This is a genomic window from Pseudomonas sp. GL93, from assembly GCF_003408955.1.
Taxonomy (GTDB): Bacteria; Pseudomonadota; Gammaproteobacteria; order Pseudomonadales; family Pseudomonadaceae; genus Aquipseudomonas; species Aquipseudomonas paracarnis.
On the sequence record NZ_NKRF01000075.1, the window covers coordinates 146,219 to 162,125 of the forward strand.

Sequence of the window (15,907 nt, forward strand, 5' to 3'; positions counted from 1 at the left end):
GCGCCTACAAGAGGGGCCTTGGAGTTTTCTATGCTCTTACAACGCATTTTCGCCGCAGTGCTGTTGCTGGCCTGCGCCGGCCTGGCCCTGATGGCCTGGCCGTATCAGGCGGCGTTTTCCTACGAGCCGGTCGGCCCACGCGCCTACCCGCTGTTGATGCTCGGGCTGATGAGCCTGGCGCTGATCTACATGCTGTTTCGCCCGCAACCGACCAAGCACACCGAAGAAGAACCGGCGCTGGACCGCGAAACCCTGGTCAAGATCGGCATTTGCGTCGCGCTGTTGCTCGTGTTCGCCGCCACCTTCGAATCCCTGGGGTTCATCCTCAGCAGCATGTTGATCGGCATTCCAATGGCGCGCCTGTATGGCGGCCGCTGGATGCCCAGCGTGGTGATCGTCGGCCTGATGGCTATCGGCTTGTACCTGCTGTTCGATAAAGCCATGGATGTGCCGTTGCCCCTCGGCCTGCTCGACGTTCTGGAGAACTGATATGGATACTTTTGGTTATTTGGGCCAGGGTTTCGGCGTCGCGCTGAGCCCGTACAACCTGGTGACCGCGCTGTGCGGCACCTTGATCGGCACCGTGGTGGGCCTGCTGCCCGGCCTGGGCCCGATCAACGGCGTGGCGCTGTTGATCCCCATCGCATTCGCCCTAGGCCTGCCGCCGGAGTCAGCGTTGATCCTGCTCGCAGCGGTGTACCTGGGTTGCGAATACGGCGGCCGCATCAGCTCGATCCTGCTCAACATCCCGGGCGAAGCCTCCACCGTGATGACTACCCTCGACGGTTACCCGATGGCCCGCAAAGGCCTGGCTGGTGTAGCATTGTCGTTGTCGGCATGGAGTTCGTTCATCGGTGCGTTTATCGCTACCTGCGGCATGGTGCTGTTTGCCCCGCTGCTGGCCAAATGGGCGATTGCCTTCGGCCCGGCGGAATATTTCGTACTGATGGTGTTCGCGATTGTGTGCCTGGGGGGCATGGCCGGAGACAAACCGCTGAAGACCTTCGTGGCGGCGCTGATCGGGCTTTTCCTCTCGGCAGTGGGCATCGACGCCAACAGCGGCGTGTACCGCTTTACCGGAGATAACATCCACCTCACCGATGGCATTCAGTTTGTAGTGCTGGTGCTGGGCCTGTTCTCCATCAGCGAGATCCTGTTGCTGCTGGAAAAAACCCATCGCGGCCAGGAAGCAGTCAAGGCCACCGGACGCATGATGTTCAACCTGAAGGAAGCCGGTGCGGTGTTCGTGGTTAACATCCGTTGCGGCCTGCTCGGATTCATCATGGGCGTGTTGCCGGGTGCCGGTGCAACACTGGCTTCGGCCGTTGCCTACATGACCGAAAAACGCATGGCCGGTGCCAGCGGCAAGTTCGGCCAGGGCGATATGCGCGGTCTGGCGGCACCGGAAACAGCCATTGGGGCGTCCGCCTGTGGCGCGTTGGTGCCGATGCTGACGCTCGGCGTGCCAGGTTCGGGCACCACCGCGGTGATGATCGGCGCCCTGTCGCTGTACAACATCACCCCAGGCCCGCTGCTGTTTCAACAGCAACCCGACATCGTCTGGGGCCTGATCGCATCGTTGTTCATTGCCAACATCATGCTGGTGATCCTCAACATCCCGATGATCCGTATCTTCACCCGTATCCTCGCCGTGCCGAACTGGGCACTGGTGCCGGTGATCGCGATCATCACCGCGATTGGTGTGTATGCGGTGCATGCCACCACTTTCGACCTGTTCCTGATGGTCGGCATCGGCATCTTCGGCTACATCCTGCGCAAGCTGGATTTCCCTCTGTCGCCGGTATTGCTGGGCTTTATCCTCGGCGGTCTGATGGAACAGAACCTGCGCCGTGCGCTGTCAATTTCCAACGGCGCGCTGGATATCCTGTGGTCGAGCCCGATCACCTTCGGCGTGTGGGTATTGACCGCACTGATGCTGATGCTCCCGCTGGTTCGCATCTACCGCAAACGTACCCTGCAGCGTCGTGCCGTGGCTGATGTCTGAAGCCACCTTTAAACATTGGTGGGGAACACCGCTGGTCGGCCTGGCCGGCGGTTACCTGGCCAGCCTGGTCGGCTGGCCGTTGCCGTACATGGTCGGCTCGTTGCTGGCGATCATCCTGGTGCGTTGCCTCACGCCCTGGCAGTTGGCAGAGATTCCCGGCGGGCGCAAATGCGGCCAGTGGGTGGTGGGCATCGGCATTGGCCTGCACTTCACCCCGCTGGTGATCGAGCAGGTGATGAGCCATTTCGGCCTGATTTTCTTCGGTGCCCTGGTCACCAGCTTGTCGAGCGTGGTCGGCGTGTGGTTGATGCGTCGCAGCGGTGAAGACCGCGCCACGGCGTTTTTCTCCAGCATGCCGGGCGGCTCCGGGGAGATGGTCAACCTTGGCGCCCGCAATGGCGCGGTGCTCAGCCGGGTTGCGGCTGGGCAAAGCCTGCGTGTGCTGGTGGTGGTGCTGTGTGTGCCAGCGATCTTCAAATATTTGCTCGGAGGCGGCGCGCCGCAGTTCCATCCGGCGCCTGTAGACTGGAAGTGGCTGGCCCTGCTGTTTCCGATAGGTGCGCTGGTTGCCTGGGGCTGGCAGCGTTTGCGCCAACCCAACCCGTGGCTGTTCGGGCCTTTACTGGTGAGTGCCATCGCCAGCGTGACCTGGGATCTACACATTGGCCTGCCCGACGGCGGCAGCCAGATAGGCCAATGGCTGATCGGCAGCGGTTTGGGCTGCCACTTCAATCGGCAGTTCTTCCGTAGCGCTCCGGCGTTCATGGGCCGCACCTTGATTGGCACCGCCTTGACCATGGCGCTCGCCACGTTGGCGGCGGTAGGGTTGAGTGCGCTGACGCACCTGGACCTGCGCTCACTGAGTTTGGGCATGATGCCCGGCGGCATTGCCGAGATGAGCCTGACGGCAGAGACCCTGCAATTATCGGTGCCGTTGGTGACGGCAATGCAGGTGATGCGTCTGCTGTTTGTGCTGTTTTTGGCAGAGCCGTTGTTCAGGCACTGGAACCGCCAATCTTAACTCTGGAAATGGCCCCTCAGGGGCCACGACCGTTTGTCTGAACTGGCAATCTTCACAGCTAGCCAAGCTCACCTTATCAGACCTTCCATGGAGCGACTTCCCTCTGAGGAGCGCAATCGTGGTGACCCCAAGCGAAACAACGCTCGAAAACGAAAATGAAGAGCCCGCCGCAATCGTCAATACGATTACCGTCCATGGTTCCCCCAATCGCCTTGTACTCAATGGGGATGGAACGCGTCTGTATGTCGCAAGCTCCACATTGCCACAAGGCATTACTGTCATCGACACAGCGAACTTTAGCGTTCTGAGGACAATCACCACCGTGGGATCGCCCATTTGGCTGGCCATGCACCCCACGGCCCCGCGCCTTTACGCCAGCGATAACAGCCAGGCCAGCGATACGCCGATCACAGTGATAGACACCTTGACCGATACCGTCAGTGATCAGATCAGGGGGTTTACCACCCTCAATGGCTTGGCGTTGAACTCTACCGGAGCACGCTTATACGTCGCTGACCACGCCGCCTCGGAAGTGGTGGTGATCGATACCGCCAATCATCAGCGAATCGCCACCACCCCAGTGCGTTACCCTCGAGAGATCGCGATAGCACCCGGCAACGCCCGTTTACACCTTGCCTCGGATTTGGATGGGTGGACCAGCATCCACCTGGGGACCAACAGGGTTGTGACCCAAACCAATACCGTTGCCGGTCAACCTACCTCCATTGCTCATGCTCGCTTCAACGCACGTGTCTACATCACCTACCAGGACCGTGGTGAGGTCTTTATCGGCAATACCTCCGCCGCACAGGTCAGTACCATACTGGACGGTTTGCTAGGCCCCTATCAGGTGGCATTTCATACGATGCTCGAATTCGCCTACATTACGGAAACCGATGGCGATCGCGTGAGTATCCTCCACACCCGCACACAAACCGTAACCGACACCATCACAGGCTTCAACAAACCGCGGGGTATCGTCGTGACACCCAACGGCCGAACCGCCTACGTGGCCAATATCGGCAATAGCACAGTGTCGCAAGTCCGTCTGTAGCCATGGTCGTCCGGTTCAGAGTGGCGGCAGCTGCCACTCGATCGGTGCCTCGCCATTCTGTTCAAGAAACTTGTTAGCCCGGCTGAAATGCCCGCAGCCCAGAAACCCGCGATACGCCGACAACGGCGACGGATGCACCGACGTCAGCACCAGATGCTTGGTGGCATCGATGAGCTTCTGCTTGCTTTGAGCATGAGCGCCCCACAGCAGGAACACCAGGTGCGGCTGATGCTCGCTGACTACCTCGATAATCCGATCGGTGAAGAACTGCCAGCCCTTGCCCGCATGGGCGTTGGCGTTGGCGCGCTCCACGGTCATGGTGGTGTTGAGCATCAGCACGCCCTGATCGGCCCAGCTTTGCAGGTAGCCGTGGTTGGGGATGTCGATGTTCAGGTCGCGCTTGAGCTCTTTATAGATATTGACCAGCGACGGCGGCGCCGGCACGCCCGGTTGCACCGAGAAACACAGGCCATGGGCCTGGCCAGGGCCGTGGTAAGGGTCCTGGCCGAGGATCACGACCTTGACCTTGTCCAGCGGTGTTGAATTGAGCGCGTTGAAAATCAATGGGCCGGGCGGGTAGATCTCTTTGCCAGCGGCATGTTCCTGGCGCAGAAACTCGCGCAGTAGCGCCATGTAGGGCTTCTCGAACTCATCGCGCAGGGCGTGTTTCCAGCTGGGTTCGAGTTTGATACGGTCGCCATCGGTCATAGTTGAATTGTCTTGTAAAAAAGAATGAGGCGAACCCTAGGAAAGCCGACCCCGCTTGTCAATTGATCTGACACAGCACCGGCACTTTCCCACGAAGGGATCATACTCATCCTTCACCTTCTCGATTGAGGTCACGATGAACCTGCATTTCGAAGAACTGACCGGCAGTGGCGGCGCTCGCATCGGCATCGCCAGCCTGGACGCGCCAAAGTCCCTTAACGCCCTCTCCCTGCCGATGATTCTAGCCCTGGATGAGCGCATGGAGGCCTGGGCCAAAGACCCGCAGATCGTCTGCGTGCTGCTGCGCGGCAACGGTCCCAAAGCTTTTTGCGCCGGTGGCGAAGTGCGCAGCCTGGCTCAGGCTTGCCGTGAACAGCCCGGCGAAGTTCCGGCCCTGGCCGCGCAGTTTTTTGCCGCTGAATATCGTCTTGACTACCGCCTTCACACCTACCCAAAGCCGTTGATCTGCTGGGGCCACGGTTATGTCTTGGGCGGTGGCATGGGCCTGTTGCAAAGCGCCGCCGTGCGTATCGTCACACCAAGCAGTCGTTTGGCCATGCCCGAGATCAGCATTGGCTTGTACCCGGATGTGGGTGCCAGTTGGTTCCTGTCCCGCCTGCCGGGCAAGCTCGGCCTGTTCCTGGGCCTCACCGGTGCCCATATCAACGGCCGCGACGCACTGGACTTGGGCTTGGCCGATCGCTTCCTGCGCGATGAGCAGCAAGACGAATTGCTTGATGGCCTGCTGCAGCTGAACTGGAAGGAACAGAGCGCGATGCAACTCAACAGCTTGCTCAAGGCCCTGGCGCAGGAGGCGATCAGCGATCAACCCGACGCGCAATGGCTACCACGCCGCACTCAGATCGACGAATGGCTGGATGTAGGAGATGTGCGGTGTGCCTGGCGCGCCTTGAACCTGCTGCGCGACCACAGCGACCCGCTATTGAGCCGGGCCGGCAAAACCCTCAGTGAGGGCTGCCCGCTGACGGCGCATCTGGTGTGGGAACAGCTCCAGCGCGCCCGCCACCTGTCCCTGGCCCAGGTGTTCCAGATGGAATACACCCTGAGCCTCAACTGCTGCCGTCATCCGGAATTCGCCGAAGGGGTTCGGGCACGCCTGATCGACAAAGACCAGGCGCCTCATTGGCACTGGCCGGATATCAACACACTCCCGGAAGCGGTGGTGCAAGCGCACTTTGACAAGGCCTGGGAAGGTAGGAATCCTCTGGCAGATTTATCTGACTACTGACAGGTCTGTACGTTTGTCGTTGACCTTGAACGCGCAATTGTCCGGTTGGCTGTCCACACACGTATACACCGGCAACTCGAACGCATCGGGCTGCAGCTTCCAATACAAGGAGCTGGTCAACGACATGTTGATAATCTCATTGCCCCTGCTTGGCCTCAACGCTACTACCCCGTTCCAGCTGGTGCGGTAGATGCACTTGTCCACGTAGCCGTTTCCTCTCTCCTCGCCGTCGCCCGGCATGAAGACTGCGCCAATGAACCCGTCGACAACACCACGCGACGCTACCTTCGGGCTTTGCCAGCGCAGGCCATTGTCCTGGGCGCGATAATGGCCGTCGGCGTACACGATCTGCGTCGTATAAGGACAGCCCTGCTCCGCTCTTGCCGATGCAATGAAGCCGCTCATCAGCAGGAGCACGCAAATCAATTGTTTGAACATAGGGATTCCATCTGCTCAGTCTCACCACGCAAAAGCACAAGGCTTCTCGTTAGTGAAGTACAGCTAGCGCCTCAAAGATAGCTGTTAAATCTGACAGTACGGACATACGGTACCTATAAAAAACGGCGCATGATGCGCCGCTTGTTTTTCAAGATATTTAACGGTGACCGCCGCGACCACCTCCGTGGTCGGAACCGCGTCCACGCCCGCCATTGCCCCAGCGGTCGCCCCACCCCTGGTTTGGGTAGGGCCGGTAGCCGGCGCGAGGGTAATAGCGCGGGGCCGGTTGGTAGTAGCGCGGCGCCGAATAGTAGCGAGGCTGTGGCGCATAGTAGCGAGGCGCTGGCGCGTAATAGCTGCGCCCAGAAGGGTAATAACGCGGGCCGCCGTAGTAATAGGCTGGCGCCGGTGCGGTGTAAACCTCGGAGCGATAGTAGGTAGCGCCTCTATCGTAATAGGGCACGCAGGCTGAAAGGGTCAGGCCGAGCAAAGCGATGAGCAGCAGTCGTCGATACATGGCGGCCTCCTGGACCGCGGAAGAGCTCCTCCAGCGACGCTGGCGAGCGGCATTCAGCTTTCACTGAATGACGAAACATCTGACATCAAAAACCGAATCTGGTGCGTTCGCGACACAAGCGGAAACATCTGTTTCAGACGAAGTGAAAGCCCGCCAAAACGCCATGATGATGGAATGCCGCGCAGCCGCGCTGTATCGTGCAACAACTAACGCGCCCTACCCGATTCCCTTCTGAACCGACCCATGACCACACCGACCCTTTGCCCCGCCTGTGGTGCCCGCAACGACTGCTCCCTGGCCGATCCGCGCACTGCCGATCAAGCCTGCTGGTGCTACGGCGTCATCATCGACCCGGCGGTGCTTGAAGCCCCGCCGGATGAGTTGCGTAATAAAGCCTGCCTGTGCCCACGCTGCGCCCAGGGGGACGAACAGTTGCGTAACCGCAATGCGCGTTGATCGCTTCCTCAGCAACCTGCCACAGTTCAATCGCAAGCAAGTGCGCCTGTTGCTGGTGGAGCGCCGGGTGACCGTCGAGGGTGTTGCCGTCAGCGATCCGCACCATGACGTACGTGAATTCAGCCAGGTCTGCGTTGACGGTGAAATTCTGCAAGCGGGCAAACCGGCGCGCTATTTCATGCTGCACAAACCCCGGGGTTGCGTCAGCGCCACGTCGGACCCGCAACACTCCACGGTCCTGGACCTGCTGCACGAACCGGACAAAGCCGACCTGCATATCGCCGGGCGCCTGGATTTCAACACTACCGGCCTCATGCTGATCACCAACGACGGCCAATGGTCACGCCGCCTCACGCAACCGCAGACCAAGTTGCCCAAGGTGTATCACGTGCAAACCGAACAGGACATCGGCCTGCAGTATGCGATGACGTTCGCGGCAGGGGTGTATTTCGCTTTTGAAGATCTCACTACCCAACCTGCCGAACTTGAGCTGCTGGGTCCCAGGACAGCGCGGTTGAGCATCATCGAAGGCCGATATCACCAAGTCAAACGCATGTTCGGTCATTTTGATAACAAGGTGATCGGCCTGCACCGCGAGCGAATGGGGCCTTTAGTGCTCGATGCGTCGCTTGCACCGGGTCAGTATCGGCCACTGACTGACGAAGAGATCCTAAAAGTCTGACGACCGTTCAGCCGATGATGGCAAAAAACCAGCCGCTCGCCTTGCGACATGCGTTCCGTACTGCTTGAATCAGGGCTTCAGCCAAATAATGACTGATGAGTCACCTATAACCTCCAAGAAACACCTTGCCTCGCCCGCGCCTGATCCACGGGCCTTCCCGGCAAACCGCCCGTCATAACAACACCCGCCGGCCAGCCGTCATCGGACCGACATGGGCCCTCATTTTCCAGGCGTATGCCTACCTGTCATAAAGCTCGTGCAGAGTGATCTGCGCGCACTACCCGCTTGCCAGGAGTCTTACGACATGAGGCCAGAAATCGCTGTGCTGGATATACAGGGTCAGTATCGGGTGTACACGGAGCTCTATCGCGCGGACGCGGCGGCAAAGACCATCGTCCTGGTCAACGGCTCCATGGCGACCACGGCGTCCTTCGCTCAAACCGTGAAAAGCCTGTACCCGCAATTCAATGTGGTGTTGTACGACCAGCCCTACGCTGGCCGTTCCAAAATCCATAACCGTCATGAGCAGATGCTGACCAAGGAAGTCGAAGGCCAGATCCTCCTGGAACTGCTCGACCACTTTGCCGCTGAACATGTGCTGTCCTTCTCCTGGGGCGGGGCCGCCACGTTGGTTGCCCTCGCCCAGCGACCCCGCCGGGTGGAAAAAGCCGTGATCAGTTCATTCTCGCCGGTGATCAATGCGCCCATGCGTGACTACCTCGAACGTGGCGTCGACTACCTGGGCAACCTCGACCGCGACCGCGTCGGCCATCTGGTCAACAGCACTATCGGCAAGCACCTGCCTTCGCTGTTCAAACGCTTCAACTACCGCCATGTCAGCAGCCTGGCCGCACACGAATACGGGCAGATGCACTTTCACATCAGCCACGTGCTCAACAGCGACCGGCAGTGCTACCTCAAGGCAGCCAGGCAGATCGATATTCCGGTGCTGTTCTTGAACGGCGAGTGGGACGAATACACCAGTGCAGACGACGCCAAGCTGTTTGGCCAGCATGTGGCCAAGAGCAGCTTCAGCACCATCCAGGCAACGGGGCATTTCCTGGACATGGAACATAAAGCCGCGTGCCGCGATAGCCGTGAGGCCGTGGTGGGCTTCTTGAAAGGGCAGCGGCCTGCCAACCCGTTGCGGTATAGCCAGGGCCAGGCGCAGCATGCATGGGCGCTTTAAGATCAAGCCTGGCACTGTGGCGAGCATGCTCCCTCGCCACACGCAACTCTCACATTTTTCAAAGAAAAACTTCAAATCCAGCCGAACATCTGGTACAAAGTCAGCCGCTCTGAGCGGGTATAGTTTAATGGTAGAACAGTAGCTTCCCAAGCTTCCGACGAGGGTTCGATTCCCTCTACCCGCTCCACTCAGATTTGCGCTGGCGTCAGGAAGGTTCTGACGCAGGATGCACAAAAAACCGGTCCTTGGTGACCGGTTTTTTTATGGCAAAAATTTGGTCTCCAGCGCTCATCTGCTGCTCGGCAGTCGAGCCTGAGGGCGTGAAGCACCTCGTAATACCTCCAAGCGGCGCCATTTCTGCGCCCTATACTCAACATTGCCCTACCCGGCTATCTGCTGAATCGCATCGATGAATACGTGTTGAATCATCCGCAGGAAAAAAGCCGCTCGGGATTCCTGGCGTCCGCAGCGCTCAAGGTGTTGCAACAGGAGCGGTAGTCACGCCTAAGCAAAGTCTTACGGCAAGGCCGGCAACACCTCGCGATGATGTAGGCTCATCGGCCCAGAGTTCGGAAACATGGCAATGCTGGACACCCAAAAAACCACACCCAAAATCATCCTGCGCCAAGTAGCCGGCTGGGTGTTGGTTTTGCCACTGCTGGCCTCGTTTGTAAGGCTGCCCTTTCCTCTCGGACTACTCTTGGCAATGGGCGTGATTGTCGCGTCGGCTTACGGGGTGAAACTGGCCTGGCGTCATGCGACCCGGCGCGTGGCTGTATTGGCTTTGATTATCACCCTGCTCAATATCATTTCGGCGTTCATGCTAAGTACAGCGTCGGTGCTGAAAGCGCTCTATATAATCTCGTGGCTCTACTGGTACCCCTATTATTCCAATTGGATTTACTGGAATTTCTAGACGGACGAAAAATTTGACCGCAAGAAACGTAGTTTCCAAACCTGCCGCGGGGACTACAGTGGCGTCGTCCCCCTTCACGCCCCTTCAAGGAGCCTGCCGATGACTTATCACTACAAGCTCATGCCTTCCCCCGTCGGTGAGCTCACCCTGGTGGCGCGCGATGGCAAACTCAGCGCCATCCTCTGGGAAATAGAACGCGCCAATCGCGTACGCCTGGGTGAATTGATCGAGGCCAACGACAGCCCGGTGCTGCGAGAAACCGAACGCCAACTGAAGGAGTACTTTGCCGGAACGCGTAACCAGTTCGAACTGGAGCTGGACTTCGCCGGCTCTGACTTCCAGAAGCAGGTCTGGCAGGCACTGCTGACCATTCCCTTCGGCGAAACCCGCAGCTACAGCCAGATCGCCGAGCAGATCGGCAACCCCAAAGCCGTGCGCGCAGTCGGTGCCGCAAATGGGCGCAATCCGATCTCGATCATTGCGCCGTGCCACCGAGTGGTGGGGGCTTCGGGCGGGCTGACCGGGTTCGCCGGAGGGCTTGAAGCCAAGCAGTACCTATTGACGCTTGAGGATCGCAGCCAGGTAAAAATGGCGTTCTGATTACGGGCCAGCAAGCGCCCCGCGGGTAAATGCCTGGTAGTCGAATAAACGCTCGAAACCCAGCTTTTGATACAGTGAAAGGGCGCCCACCGATGCCTCCAGAAAGCATCGGCGGGCGCCCAGGCTTACAGCGTGAAGCAGGGCTACTTGAATCAAGCGCGTGGCGTAGCCTCTTCCGCCAAAGCCGCTGAGCGTGCCGACATCATTCAGCCGGGCCTCGTCCTCGCAGAGCGACAACGTCAGCGAACCTCTCACCTGCCCCTCGGCGGACAAGGTGAAGTGGTAAAGGGTTTCATCAGCGTCGAGGGCCCGCTGGTGACGAGCCTGATAATGCACAGCAATATCGGGCTGCATCGAGTACGCGCTACGCATTGGAACGGCCCACTCATTCAAATTGCGCGTCAGCTTGATCTGCACATCTTCCTCGCTTATCGCTGGAGCAAAGCGCGACAGCTCGAGGACCATCGCCGTGGTCTGTTCGGCAGGCTGGAAACCGAAGCCCGTGAGTACCTCGCATAACCCAACCACCCTTTGCTCATGAACCACGATGCGTATGTCGAGCGAGAGGCGGCGGATCAAGTCCAGCGGTGCAGCCATTGTTTCATCCAACGCTGCGCTGCCCACACGAACAAATAACAGATCGCACGAACCCGCATGTTCATCCGTGAAGTAAGCGTTGATATCAGTGCTGTAACGACGATGCAACGGGCAGATTGCGGCAAAATAATGGTGTTCGGTCAGGTGGTAACGTGTGGGCAGATCGCAGGCGGCGTCGGCGTGCATTGGAAGGCGTCCAGGTAAAAACCCAGTGTTGCGCGCGCCGCGCTGTGAAGCCGTAGGCTCGCTCCTAAAAACACCGCAGAAAAACCCACAATGCAGCTCACATGAAAAACGGCGGTTGGATCCTCCCCAACCGCCGTTTTTCATGTCAGGCAGCGGCCTCAGCCGTCGCCTTGATGGCCCTTGCCGTAAGTCGAGGCCAGGGCCCGGGCTTTTTGCAGGCGCTCTTCAAGCTTGGGCAGCGTCTCATCCACCAGTGCTTTTATCTCTGGCACATCCGACGCCGCGCCTTCTTTCTGGAACAGGGCGATGGCATCTTCGTTCTCCTTGACCTGCTGCGCGGTATAGGCAGCGTCAAACGAATCGCCGTCCTTGAGTTCAGGCATCAGGGTTTCGGCCTTATCAACGATCTTCTCCCGTGGGGCCACTGGCAAATCAAGCTTCTTGGCGATCGCCGCCAAGTGCTGGTTGGCCAGAGTGCGCTCGTTGATGACCTCAATGGTGTAGTCCTTGATTTCCTGGGACGAGGTCTTGGCGTGGGCCATGCGACTGGTTTCGATATCGGCCATGCCTTTGGCCGAAGCCTGCTCGATGAATTCTGCAGGCGACTGGGCGAAAGCATTGCTGGCGCCGAGGCCCAGCAGCATCGCGAAACTGGCGGTGCGTAACCGGATAGCCATGCGGCTCATGATGGGTTCCTCCAGGGCAAAAATAGGCGCGGGAGCATACACCCCGCCCTGAATTCGAATTTTCAGGGCGATAAAGGTTTAGAAAAAACTTACCTGCGCGACGAACGGTCGTCGTCGCCTCAGGCCGCTTTGCTGCCGAACAGGCCCGGCAATGCGTGCGCCAGGGCATTGAGGGCGAAGCCGATAAACATCACGCCGCAGAGTTTGGTGATCAGGATTTCATGGCGTTGATACAGCGTGCGCACCCGTTGGGCACCCACCACGCCGATCAGGATCGCGTAGGCCAGCAAGCCACCGATAAAGCTCAGCAGAATCAACGTCGGCAGCATCGACCAAGTCAACAACTCGGCCCGGCTGGACAACAACGCGGTGAACGTCGCCACGGCAACCGGGTAGGCCTTGGGGTTGGTCAAGCCAAACAGAATACCGTGCCAGAACGGATGGCGCGCCGCGCCCTGAGGGGCATCGCTGTTGCGGCGTTGGGTGCGGATCGCACGCCAGCCGAGCCAGAACAAATACGCCCCGCTGAGTACGCCGAGCACATCAAAGGCACTGCTGCCGACTTCCCGCGCACCGACGATGGCAATCAGCGCCGTGCTGCACCACACCACATCGCCGAGCAAATGACCGCACAAGAATCCTGCCCCGGCACGCCGGCCACGGGCCGCACCGATGCCGAATACGGCCAGGACACCGGGGCCTGGGGTAATGCCGTAGATAAAACCCGAAGCCAGCACGGCGAGCAGCAAGGATGGGGTCATGGATAGACGCTCCGACAGACGCTAAAAGGTGATTGATTCTGCATGTTTCAGCGCGGTGGGTAAAACTTCATTCCAGCATAGGGCTGGGCACGACAGGCTTGCAGCCGCGAGGCCAGATCGCCGACATGAACCTCCAGCTTATGGCCGTCGGGATCGAGAAAATAAAACGATGCGCCTTCGCTGCGGTTGTCTCGCCACTCCTGTACACCGGCAGCGCGCAGGTGTTCGACCAAGGGAGTGAAATCAGCAGCATCGACAGTGAAGGCATAGTGGGTGTAATCCATCGCCGGAGCAGTCGAGCGCAACGGGTCCAGCGACAGGCACAGCCAAAGCCCAGGCAGTGAGAGGTAGGCACCGTTGTCCCAGGTTGCGTCGAGCTGCAGGCGCAGCAGGTCGTGATAGAAACTGACGCTGCGCGGCACATCGGTGACGGCCAGGGTCAGGTGGTTGAAACCGCTGAGCATCTAGGTGTTCTCGCGTTATCGTTGGTCTGCGGACAATACACCCACCACCCTGCCAATCAACCACTGCAACCCCACATCCCCACCCCGCCGCGTATGCCAGGCCAGCTCAAAGGCAAACGACGGAATATGAAACGGCGGTGGCACGGCCAGCAATTGCCGAGCGTCGATATTCATCAACCCACGGGACGACACCGTCAAAATCAGGTCCGTGCCCTGGATCAACTGCGGCGCCACACCCCAGTGCGGCAGGCTGATCGCCACGTGGCGGCGTTCACGAATGGCCGTCAGTGCCCGTTCGATTTCCGGCGTGCCGCTGCCGCGCATCTCCAGCAGTACATGGGGGCGCGACAGATAGGCCGACAGGTCCAGCACCCCGCTGGACGCCAGGCTGTCGCGGTCGACCAGGCAGGTGTAATGCTCTTCGAACAGCGGCGTAGTCCGCAGTTCGGCGGGCATGTCGGGGAATACGCCCGCAGCCACGTCGAGGTCGCCATTGAGCACACCATCGACCATGCCTTCGCGGCTGGCCTGGATGATCTGCAAGTCGATGCCGGGTGCTTCATGGCGTAGGACGCGAACCAGGCCGGGAAGGAATATCGCGGCGCTGTAGTCAGACATCGCCACGCGAAAGCGGCGCTTGGCCGAGGCGGGATCAAAACGATTCGGCGCCAGTAATGCCTGCACCTGGGCCAGGGCTTCGGTCAATGGCGCCGCCAATTCCAGGGCGCGGGGGGTTGGCACTAATGTGCCGCCCTGACGCATCAGCAGCGGGTCGCCCAGCGTATCACGCAGCCGCGCCAACGCATGGCTGACCGCCGGCTGGCTCAGGTGCAGGCGCTCGGCGGCGCGGGTGACGTGTTGCTCGCTGAGCAAGGCGTCGAGGATCACCAGCAGGTTCAGGTCGATGCGGCGCAGATCATTCATCAGCTGCATGCTCGGCATAATAATTTTGAATTTAAATTTGCGCGACGAATACCCTAGAGTCCAGCAAAACCTTTGGGAGCGTCGAGATGACTGTGTTGCATTGGGTAGGTTTGTTAGCGCTGGCGGTGTTCGCCGGCGCGGTGGTGCCGTTTCAGAGTGCGATCAACGCCAACCTCGGGCGCGGGCTCGGCCATCCCTTGTGGGCCACCCTGGCGTCGTTGCTGGTGAGCATCATCGTGCTGCTGCCGGTGATTGTAGCGCTGCGTTTACCCCTGCCGAGCCAGGCCTTTATCAGCAAGGCACCCTTGTGGATGTGGGCAGGCGGGGCGTTTGGCGTGTGTTTCATTTCATTGGCGTTGATGCTGCTGCCCAAGCTCGGCGCGTCAGGCTTTATTGCGTTGGCCATGGCCGGGCAGATTCTCGCATCGTTGTTGCTGGACCACTTCGGCCTGTTCGGCCTGGTGGAACGTCAGTTGACAACCTCCCGGGTGTTGGGCGCGTTACTGCTGATCAGCGGCGTTGCGTTGATTCAGTTCAGCGGCGCTCAGCCGCCAGGCGATTGATCTGCGCCTGCTCCACCACCGGCTGCGGCGCGCCCTGACTGGCCGCCTGCAACATCGCACGGCCAACGGTCTCGGTGCTCACCACCCAATCCGGCTTCAACCGCCGTGCAAACGAGAGCAAAGGCCCGAGTATGCTATAGAAAGATTGATACAAAGGCGTCTTCGAACGCACACCGTGCAACGGCTGGATGATCCCCGGACGGAACAGATACACCGCCTTGAACGGCAACCGCAGCAAGGCATTTTCGGTTTTGCCCTTGACCCGCGCCCACATCGACTTGCCGGCTTCGGAACTGTCCGTGCCGGCGCCGGATACATAGATAAAGGTCATCTGCGGATTGAGCCGCGCCAGGGTGCTGGCCGCCACGAGGGTCAGGTCATAGGTGAGATGGGTATAGCGCGCCTCCTTCATGCCCGCCGACGAAACGCCGAGGCAAAAGAAACACGCATCAAAACCCTGCAGCAGGTTTTCCAGGGGTTGGAAATCCAGCATGTCGTTGTGCAACACCTGATGCAGCTTGCCGTGCTCCTGGGTCAAGGGCGTGCGACCGACGGCCACCACTTCCTGCACATCGGCCGCCAGCAGGCACTCGCGCAGCACACCCTGGCCCACCATTCCGGTGGCGCCGAATAACAGAACTCTCATCAAATATTCCTTCATCCCACTGACTTGGCGAGTCGATAGACGAGCCTCTTGAAGGCCACCGGCACATCCGCCCTGCACGCCGGCACCTTACTCAATTCACTGACGCACAACCCCATTAAATCGCATGATATCCCCCCTTCAGGTCCATTGACACACCAGGGCATTGTAGGCAGCTATTCCAATGAAATTACTGTGCCATCCTAAAAAGCAGGAATATACCTACACTAAATACTCCATCCGGACTA

Annotated in this window: 20 protein-coding genes, 1 tRNA gene and 1 pseudogene; 13 read left to right on the forward strand and 9 right to left on the reverse strand. The window is 59.6% G+C overall.

Annotated features, from left to right (window positions below; translation table 11 throughout):
- The first annotated feature begins 30 nt into the window (after nt 1–30).
- The 4 genes from CER19_RS14355 to CER19_RS14370 all read left to right on the forward strand — a co-directional run bounded on the left by CER19_RS14355 (nt 31) and on the right by CER19_RS14370 (nt 4,080).
- Complete coding sequence (locus CER19_RS14355; RefSeq protein ID WP_116666884.1) at nt 31–489, forward strand: tripartite tricarboxylate transporter TctB family protein; 459 nt, start codon at nt 31–33, stop codon at nt 487–489.
- A gap of 1 nt (nt 490) precedes the next feature.
- Nucleotides 491–2,005 (forward strand): tripartite tricarboxylate transporter permease, encoded by a 1,515-nt coding sequence (locus tag CER19_RS14360; RefSeq protein WP_116666885.1) that lies wholly within the window; start codon nt 491–493, stop codon nt 2,003–2,005.
- A complete protein-coding gene (locus CER19_RS14365; protein ID WP_116666886.1) occupies nt 1,998–3,026 on the forward strand; it encodes an AbrB family transcriptional regulator in 1,029 nt (342 codons plus the stop codon). The genes CER19_RS14360 and CER19_RS14365 overlap by 8 nt, the downstream gene beginning before the upstream one ends.
- A gap of 118 nt (nt 3,027–3,144) precedes the next feature.
- A complete protein-coding gene (locus CER19_RS14370; protein WP_165861634.1) occupies nt 3,145–4,080 on the forward strand; it encodes a YncE family protein in 936 nt (311 codons plus the stop codon).
- A gap of 15 nt (nt 4,081–4,095) precedes the next feature.
- On the opposite strand, the gene ung is transcribed toward CER19_RS14370, so the two are convergent.
- Nucleotides 4,096–4,788: a uracil-DNA glycosylase gene (gene ung, locus CER19_RS14375; protein WP_116666888.1), complete on the reverse strand. Its 693-nt coding sequence runs from the start codon at nt 4,786–4,788 to the stop codon at nt 4,096–4,098.
- Nucleotides 4,789–4,924: 136 nt separating this feature from the next.
- Between ung and CER19_RS14380 the strand changes: the two genes are divergently transcribed.
- Nucleotides 4,925–6,037, forward strand: coding sequence for an enoyl-CoA hydratase/isomerase family protein (locus CER19_RS14380; protein WP_116666889.1), 1,113 nt, complete (start codon nt 4,925–4,927; stop codon nt 6,035–6,037).
- Here the strand turns inward: CER19_RS14380 and CER19_RS14385 are convergent.
- Nucleotides 6,023–6,475, reverse strand: a complete 453-nt coding sequence (locus CER19_RS14385) for a DUF3757 domain-containing protein (RefSeq protein ID WP_116666890.1) — start codon at nt 6,473–6,475, stop codon at nt 6,023–6,025. The genes CER19_RS14380 and CER19_RS14385 overlap by 15 nt on opposite strands.
- A gap of 157 nt (nt 6,476–6,632) precedes the next feature.
- Nucleotides 6,633–6,992, reverse strand: coding sequence for a hypothetical protein (locus tag CER19_RS14390; RefSeq protein WP_116666891.1), 360 nt, complete (start codon nt 6,990–6,992; stop codon nt 6,633–6,635).
- 243 nt (nt 6,993–7,235) lie between these two features.
- On the opposite strand from CER19_RS14390, the gene CER19_RS14395 reads away from it, so the two are divergent.
- From CER19_RS14395 to CER19_RS14425, 7 genes and pseudogenes are all read left to right on the forward strand, one after another.
- Nucleotides 7,236–7,448 (forward strand): cysteine-rich CWC family protein, encoded by a 213-nt coding sequence (locus CER19_RS14395; protein WP_116666892.1) that lies wholly within the window; start codon nt 7,236–7,238, stop codon nt 7,446–7,448.
- Complete coding sequence (locus tag CER19_RS14400; protein WP_116666893.1) at nt 7,438–8,130, forward strand: pseudouridine synthase; 693 nt, start codon at nt 7,438–7,440, stop codon at nt 8,128–8,130. The genes CER19_RS14395 and CER19_RS14400 overlap by 11 nt, the downstream gene beginning before the upstream one ends.
- Before the next feature lie 304 nt (nt 8,131–8,434).
- Nucleotides 8,435–9,319 carry an alpha/beta fold hydrolase gene (locus tag CER19_RS14405; protein WP_116666894.1) on the forward strand — a complete coding sequence of 295 codons (885 nt, stop codon included), beginning with the start codon at nt 8,435–8,437 and terminating at the stop codon, nt 9,317–9,319.
- Between the two features lie 113 nt (nt 9,320–9,432).
- Nucleotides 9,433–9,506: transfer RNA gene (locus tag CER19_RS14410), tRNA-Gly, on the forward strand.
- Nucleotides 9,507–9,688: 182 nt separating this feature from the next.
- A pseudogene (locus CER19_RS14415) lies at nt 9,689–9,817 on the forward strand (type II toxin-antitoxin system HicB family antitoxin); the annotation flags it as partial.
- A gap of 85 nt (nt 9,818–9,902) precedes the next feature.
- On the forward strand, nt 9,903–10,235 hold the full coding sequence (locus CER19_RS14420) for a hypothetical protein (protein ID WP_116666895.1): 333 nt from the start codon (nt 9,903–9,905) through the stop codon (nt 10,233–10,235).
- A gap of 99 nt (nt 10,236–10,334) precedes the next feature.
- Nucleotides 10,335–10,835: a methylated-DNA--[protein]-cysteine S-methyltransferase gene (locus CER19_RS14425; RefSeq protein ID WP_116666896.1), complete on the forward strand. Its 501-nt coding sequence runs from the start codon at nt 10,335–10,337 to the stop codon at nt 10,833–10,835.
- Here CER19_RS14425 and CER19_RS14430 read toward each other — a convergent pair whose 3' ends face one another.
- From CER19_RS14430 to CER19_RS14450, 5 genes are all read right to left on the reverse strand, one after another.
- Nucleotides 10,836–11,618: a GNAT family N-acetyltransferase gene (locus CER19_RS14430; RefSeq protein WP_116666897.1), complete on the reverse strand. Its 783-nt coding sequence runs from the start codon at nt 11,616–11,618 to the stop codon at nt 10,836–10,838.
- Nucleotides 11,619–11,776: 158 nt separating this feature from the next.
- Nucleotides 11,777–12,304 carry a DUF4142 domain-containing protein gene (locus CER19_RS14435; RefSeq protein WP_003189402.1) on the reverse strand — a complete coding sequence of 176 codons (528 nt, stop codon included), beginning with the start codon at nt 12,302–12,304 and terminating at the stop codon, nt 11,777–11,779.
- 119 nt (nt 12,305–12,423) lie between these two features.
- Nucleotides 12,424–13,065 carry a LysE family translocator gene (locus CER19_RS14440; RefSeq protein ID WP_116666898.1) on the reverse strand — a complete coding sequence of 214 codons (642 nt, stop codon included), beginning with the start codon at nt 13,063–13,065 and terminating at the stop codon, nt 12,424–12,426.
- A gap of 47 nt (nt 13,066–13,112) precedes the next feature.
- A complete protein-coding gene (gene fos, locus CER19_RS14445) occupies nt 13,113–13,529 on the reverse strand; it encodes a fosfomycin resistance glutathione transferase (protein ID WP_116666899.1) in 417 nt (138 codons plus the stop codon).
- A gap of 15 nt (nt 13,530–13,544) precedes the next feature.
- Nucleotides 13,545–14,471, reverse strand: a complete 927-nt coding sequence (locus CER19_RS14450) for a LysR family transcriptional regulator (protein WP_116666900.1) — start codon at nt 14,469–14,471, stop codon at nt 13,545–13,547.
- Nucleotides 14,472–14,539: 68 nt separating this feature from the next.
- On the opposite strand from CER19_RS14450, the gene CER19_RS14455 reads away from it, so the two are divergent.
- Entirely contained in the window at nt 14,540–15,016 is a 477-nt protein-coding gene (locus CER19_RS14455) for a DMT family transporter (protein ID WP_116666901.1), read from the forward strand.
- Here CER19_RS14455 and CER19_RS14460 read toward each other — a convergent pair.
- Complete coding sequence (locus CER19_RS14460) at nt 14,988–15,662, reverse strand: NAD(P)H-binding protein (protein WP_116666902.1); 675 nt, start codon at nt 15,660–15,662, stop codon at nt 14,988–14,990. The two genes, CER19_RS14455 and CER19_RS14460, sit on opposite strands and share 29 nt — an antisense overlap.
- Between the last annotated feature and the right edge of the window lie 245 nt (nt 15,663–15,907).

What these genes read in the sequence shown, in the direction of transcription:
- CER19_RS14420 (WP_116666895.1), top strand. Translation starts at nt 9,903, where the DNA reads ATGCTGGACACCCAAAAAACCACACCCAAAATCATCCTGCGCCAAGTA.
- CER19_RS14385 (WP_116666890.1), bottom strand. Translation starts at nt 6,475, where the DNA reads ATGTTCAAACAATTGATTTGCGTGCTCCTGCTGATGAGCGGCTTCATT.
- CER19_RS14355 (WP_116666884.1), top strand. Translation starts at nt 31, where the DNA reads ATGCTCTTACAACGCATTTTCGCCGCAGTGCTGTTGCTGGCCTGCGCC.
- CER19_RS14455 (WP_116666901.1), top strand. Translation starts at nt 14,540, where the DNA reads ATGACTGTGTTGCATTGGGTAGGTTTGTTAGCGCTGGCGGTGTTCGCC.
- CER19_RS14435 (WP_003189402.1), bottom strand. Translation starts at nt 12,304, where the DNA reads ATGAGCCGCATGGCTATCCGGTTACGCACCGCCAGTTTCGCGATGCTG.
- fos (WP_116666899.1), bottom strand. Translation starts at nt 13,529, where the DNA reads ATGCTCAGCGGTTTCAACCACCTGACCCTGGCCGTCACCGATGTGCCG.
- CER19_RS14405 (WP_116666894.1), top strand. Translation starts at nt 8,435, where the DNA reads ATGAGGCCAGAAATCGCTGTGCTGGATATACAGGGTCAGTATCGGGTG.
- CER19_RS14450 (WP_116666900.1), bottom strand. Translation starts at nt 14,471, where the DNA reads ATGCCGAGCATGCAGCTGATGAATGATCTGCGCCGCATCGACCTGAAC.
- CER19_RS14425 (WP_116666896.1), top strand. Translation starts at nt 10,335, where the DNA reads ATGACTTATCACTACAAGCTCATGCCTTCCCCCGTCGGTGAGCTCACC.
- CER19_RS14360 (WP_116666885.1), top strand. Translation starts at nt 491, where the DNA reads ATGGATACTTTTGGTTATTTGGGCCAGGGTTTCGGCGTCGCGCTGAGC.
- CER19_RS14460 (WP_116666902.1), bottom strand. Translation starts at nt 15,662, where the DNA reads ATGAGAGTTCTGTTATTCGGCGCCACCGGAATGGTGGGCCAGGGTGTG.
- CER19_RS14395 (WP_116666892.1), top strand. Translation starts at nt 7,236, where the DNA reads ATGACCACACCGACCCTTTGCCCCGCCTGTGGTGCCCGCAACGACTGC.
- CER19_RS14400 (WP_116666893.1), top strand. Translation starts at nt 7,438, where the DNA reads ATGCGCGTTGATCGCTTCCTCAGCAACCTGCCACAGTTCAATCGCAAG.
- ung (WP_116666888.1), bottom strand. Translation starts at nt 4,788, where the DNA reads ATGACCGATGGCGACCGTATCAAACTCGAACCCAGCTGGAAACACGCC.
- CER19_RS14365 (WP_116666886.1), top strand. Translation starts at nt 1,998, where the DNA reads ATGTCTGAAGCCACCTTTAAACATTGGTGGGGAACACCGCTGGTCGGC.
- CER19_RS14430 (WP_116666897.1), bottom strand. Translation starts at nt 11,618, where the DNA reads ATGCACGCCGACGCCGCCTGCGATCTGCCCACACGTTACCACCTGACC.
- CER19_RS14380 (WP_116666889.1), top strand. Translation starts at nt 4,925, where the DNA reads ATGAACCTGCATTTCGAAGAACTGACCGGCAGTGGCGGCGCTCGCATC.
- CER19_RS14390 (WP_116666891.1), bottom strand. Translation starts at nt 6,992, where the DNA reads ATGTATCGACGACTGCTGCTCATCGCTTTGCTCGGCCTGACCCTTTCA.
- CER19_RS14440 (WP_116666898.1), bottom strand. Translation starts at nt 13,065, where the DNA reads ATGACCCCATCCTTGCTGCTCGCCGTGCTGGCTTCGGGTTTTATCTAC.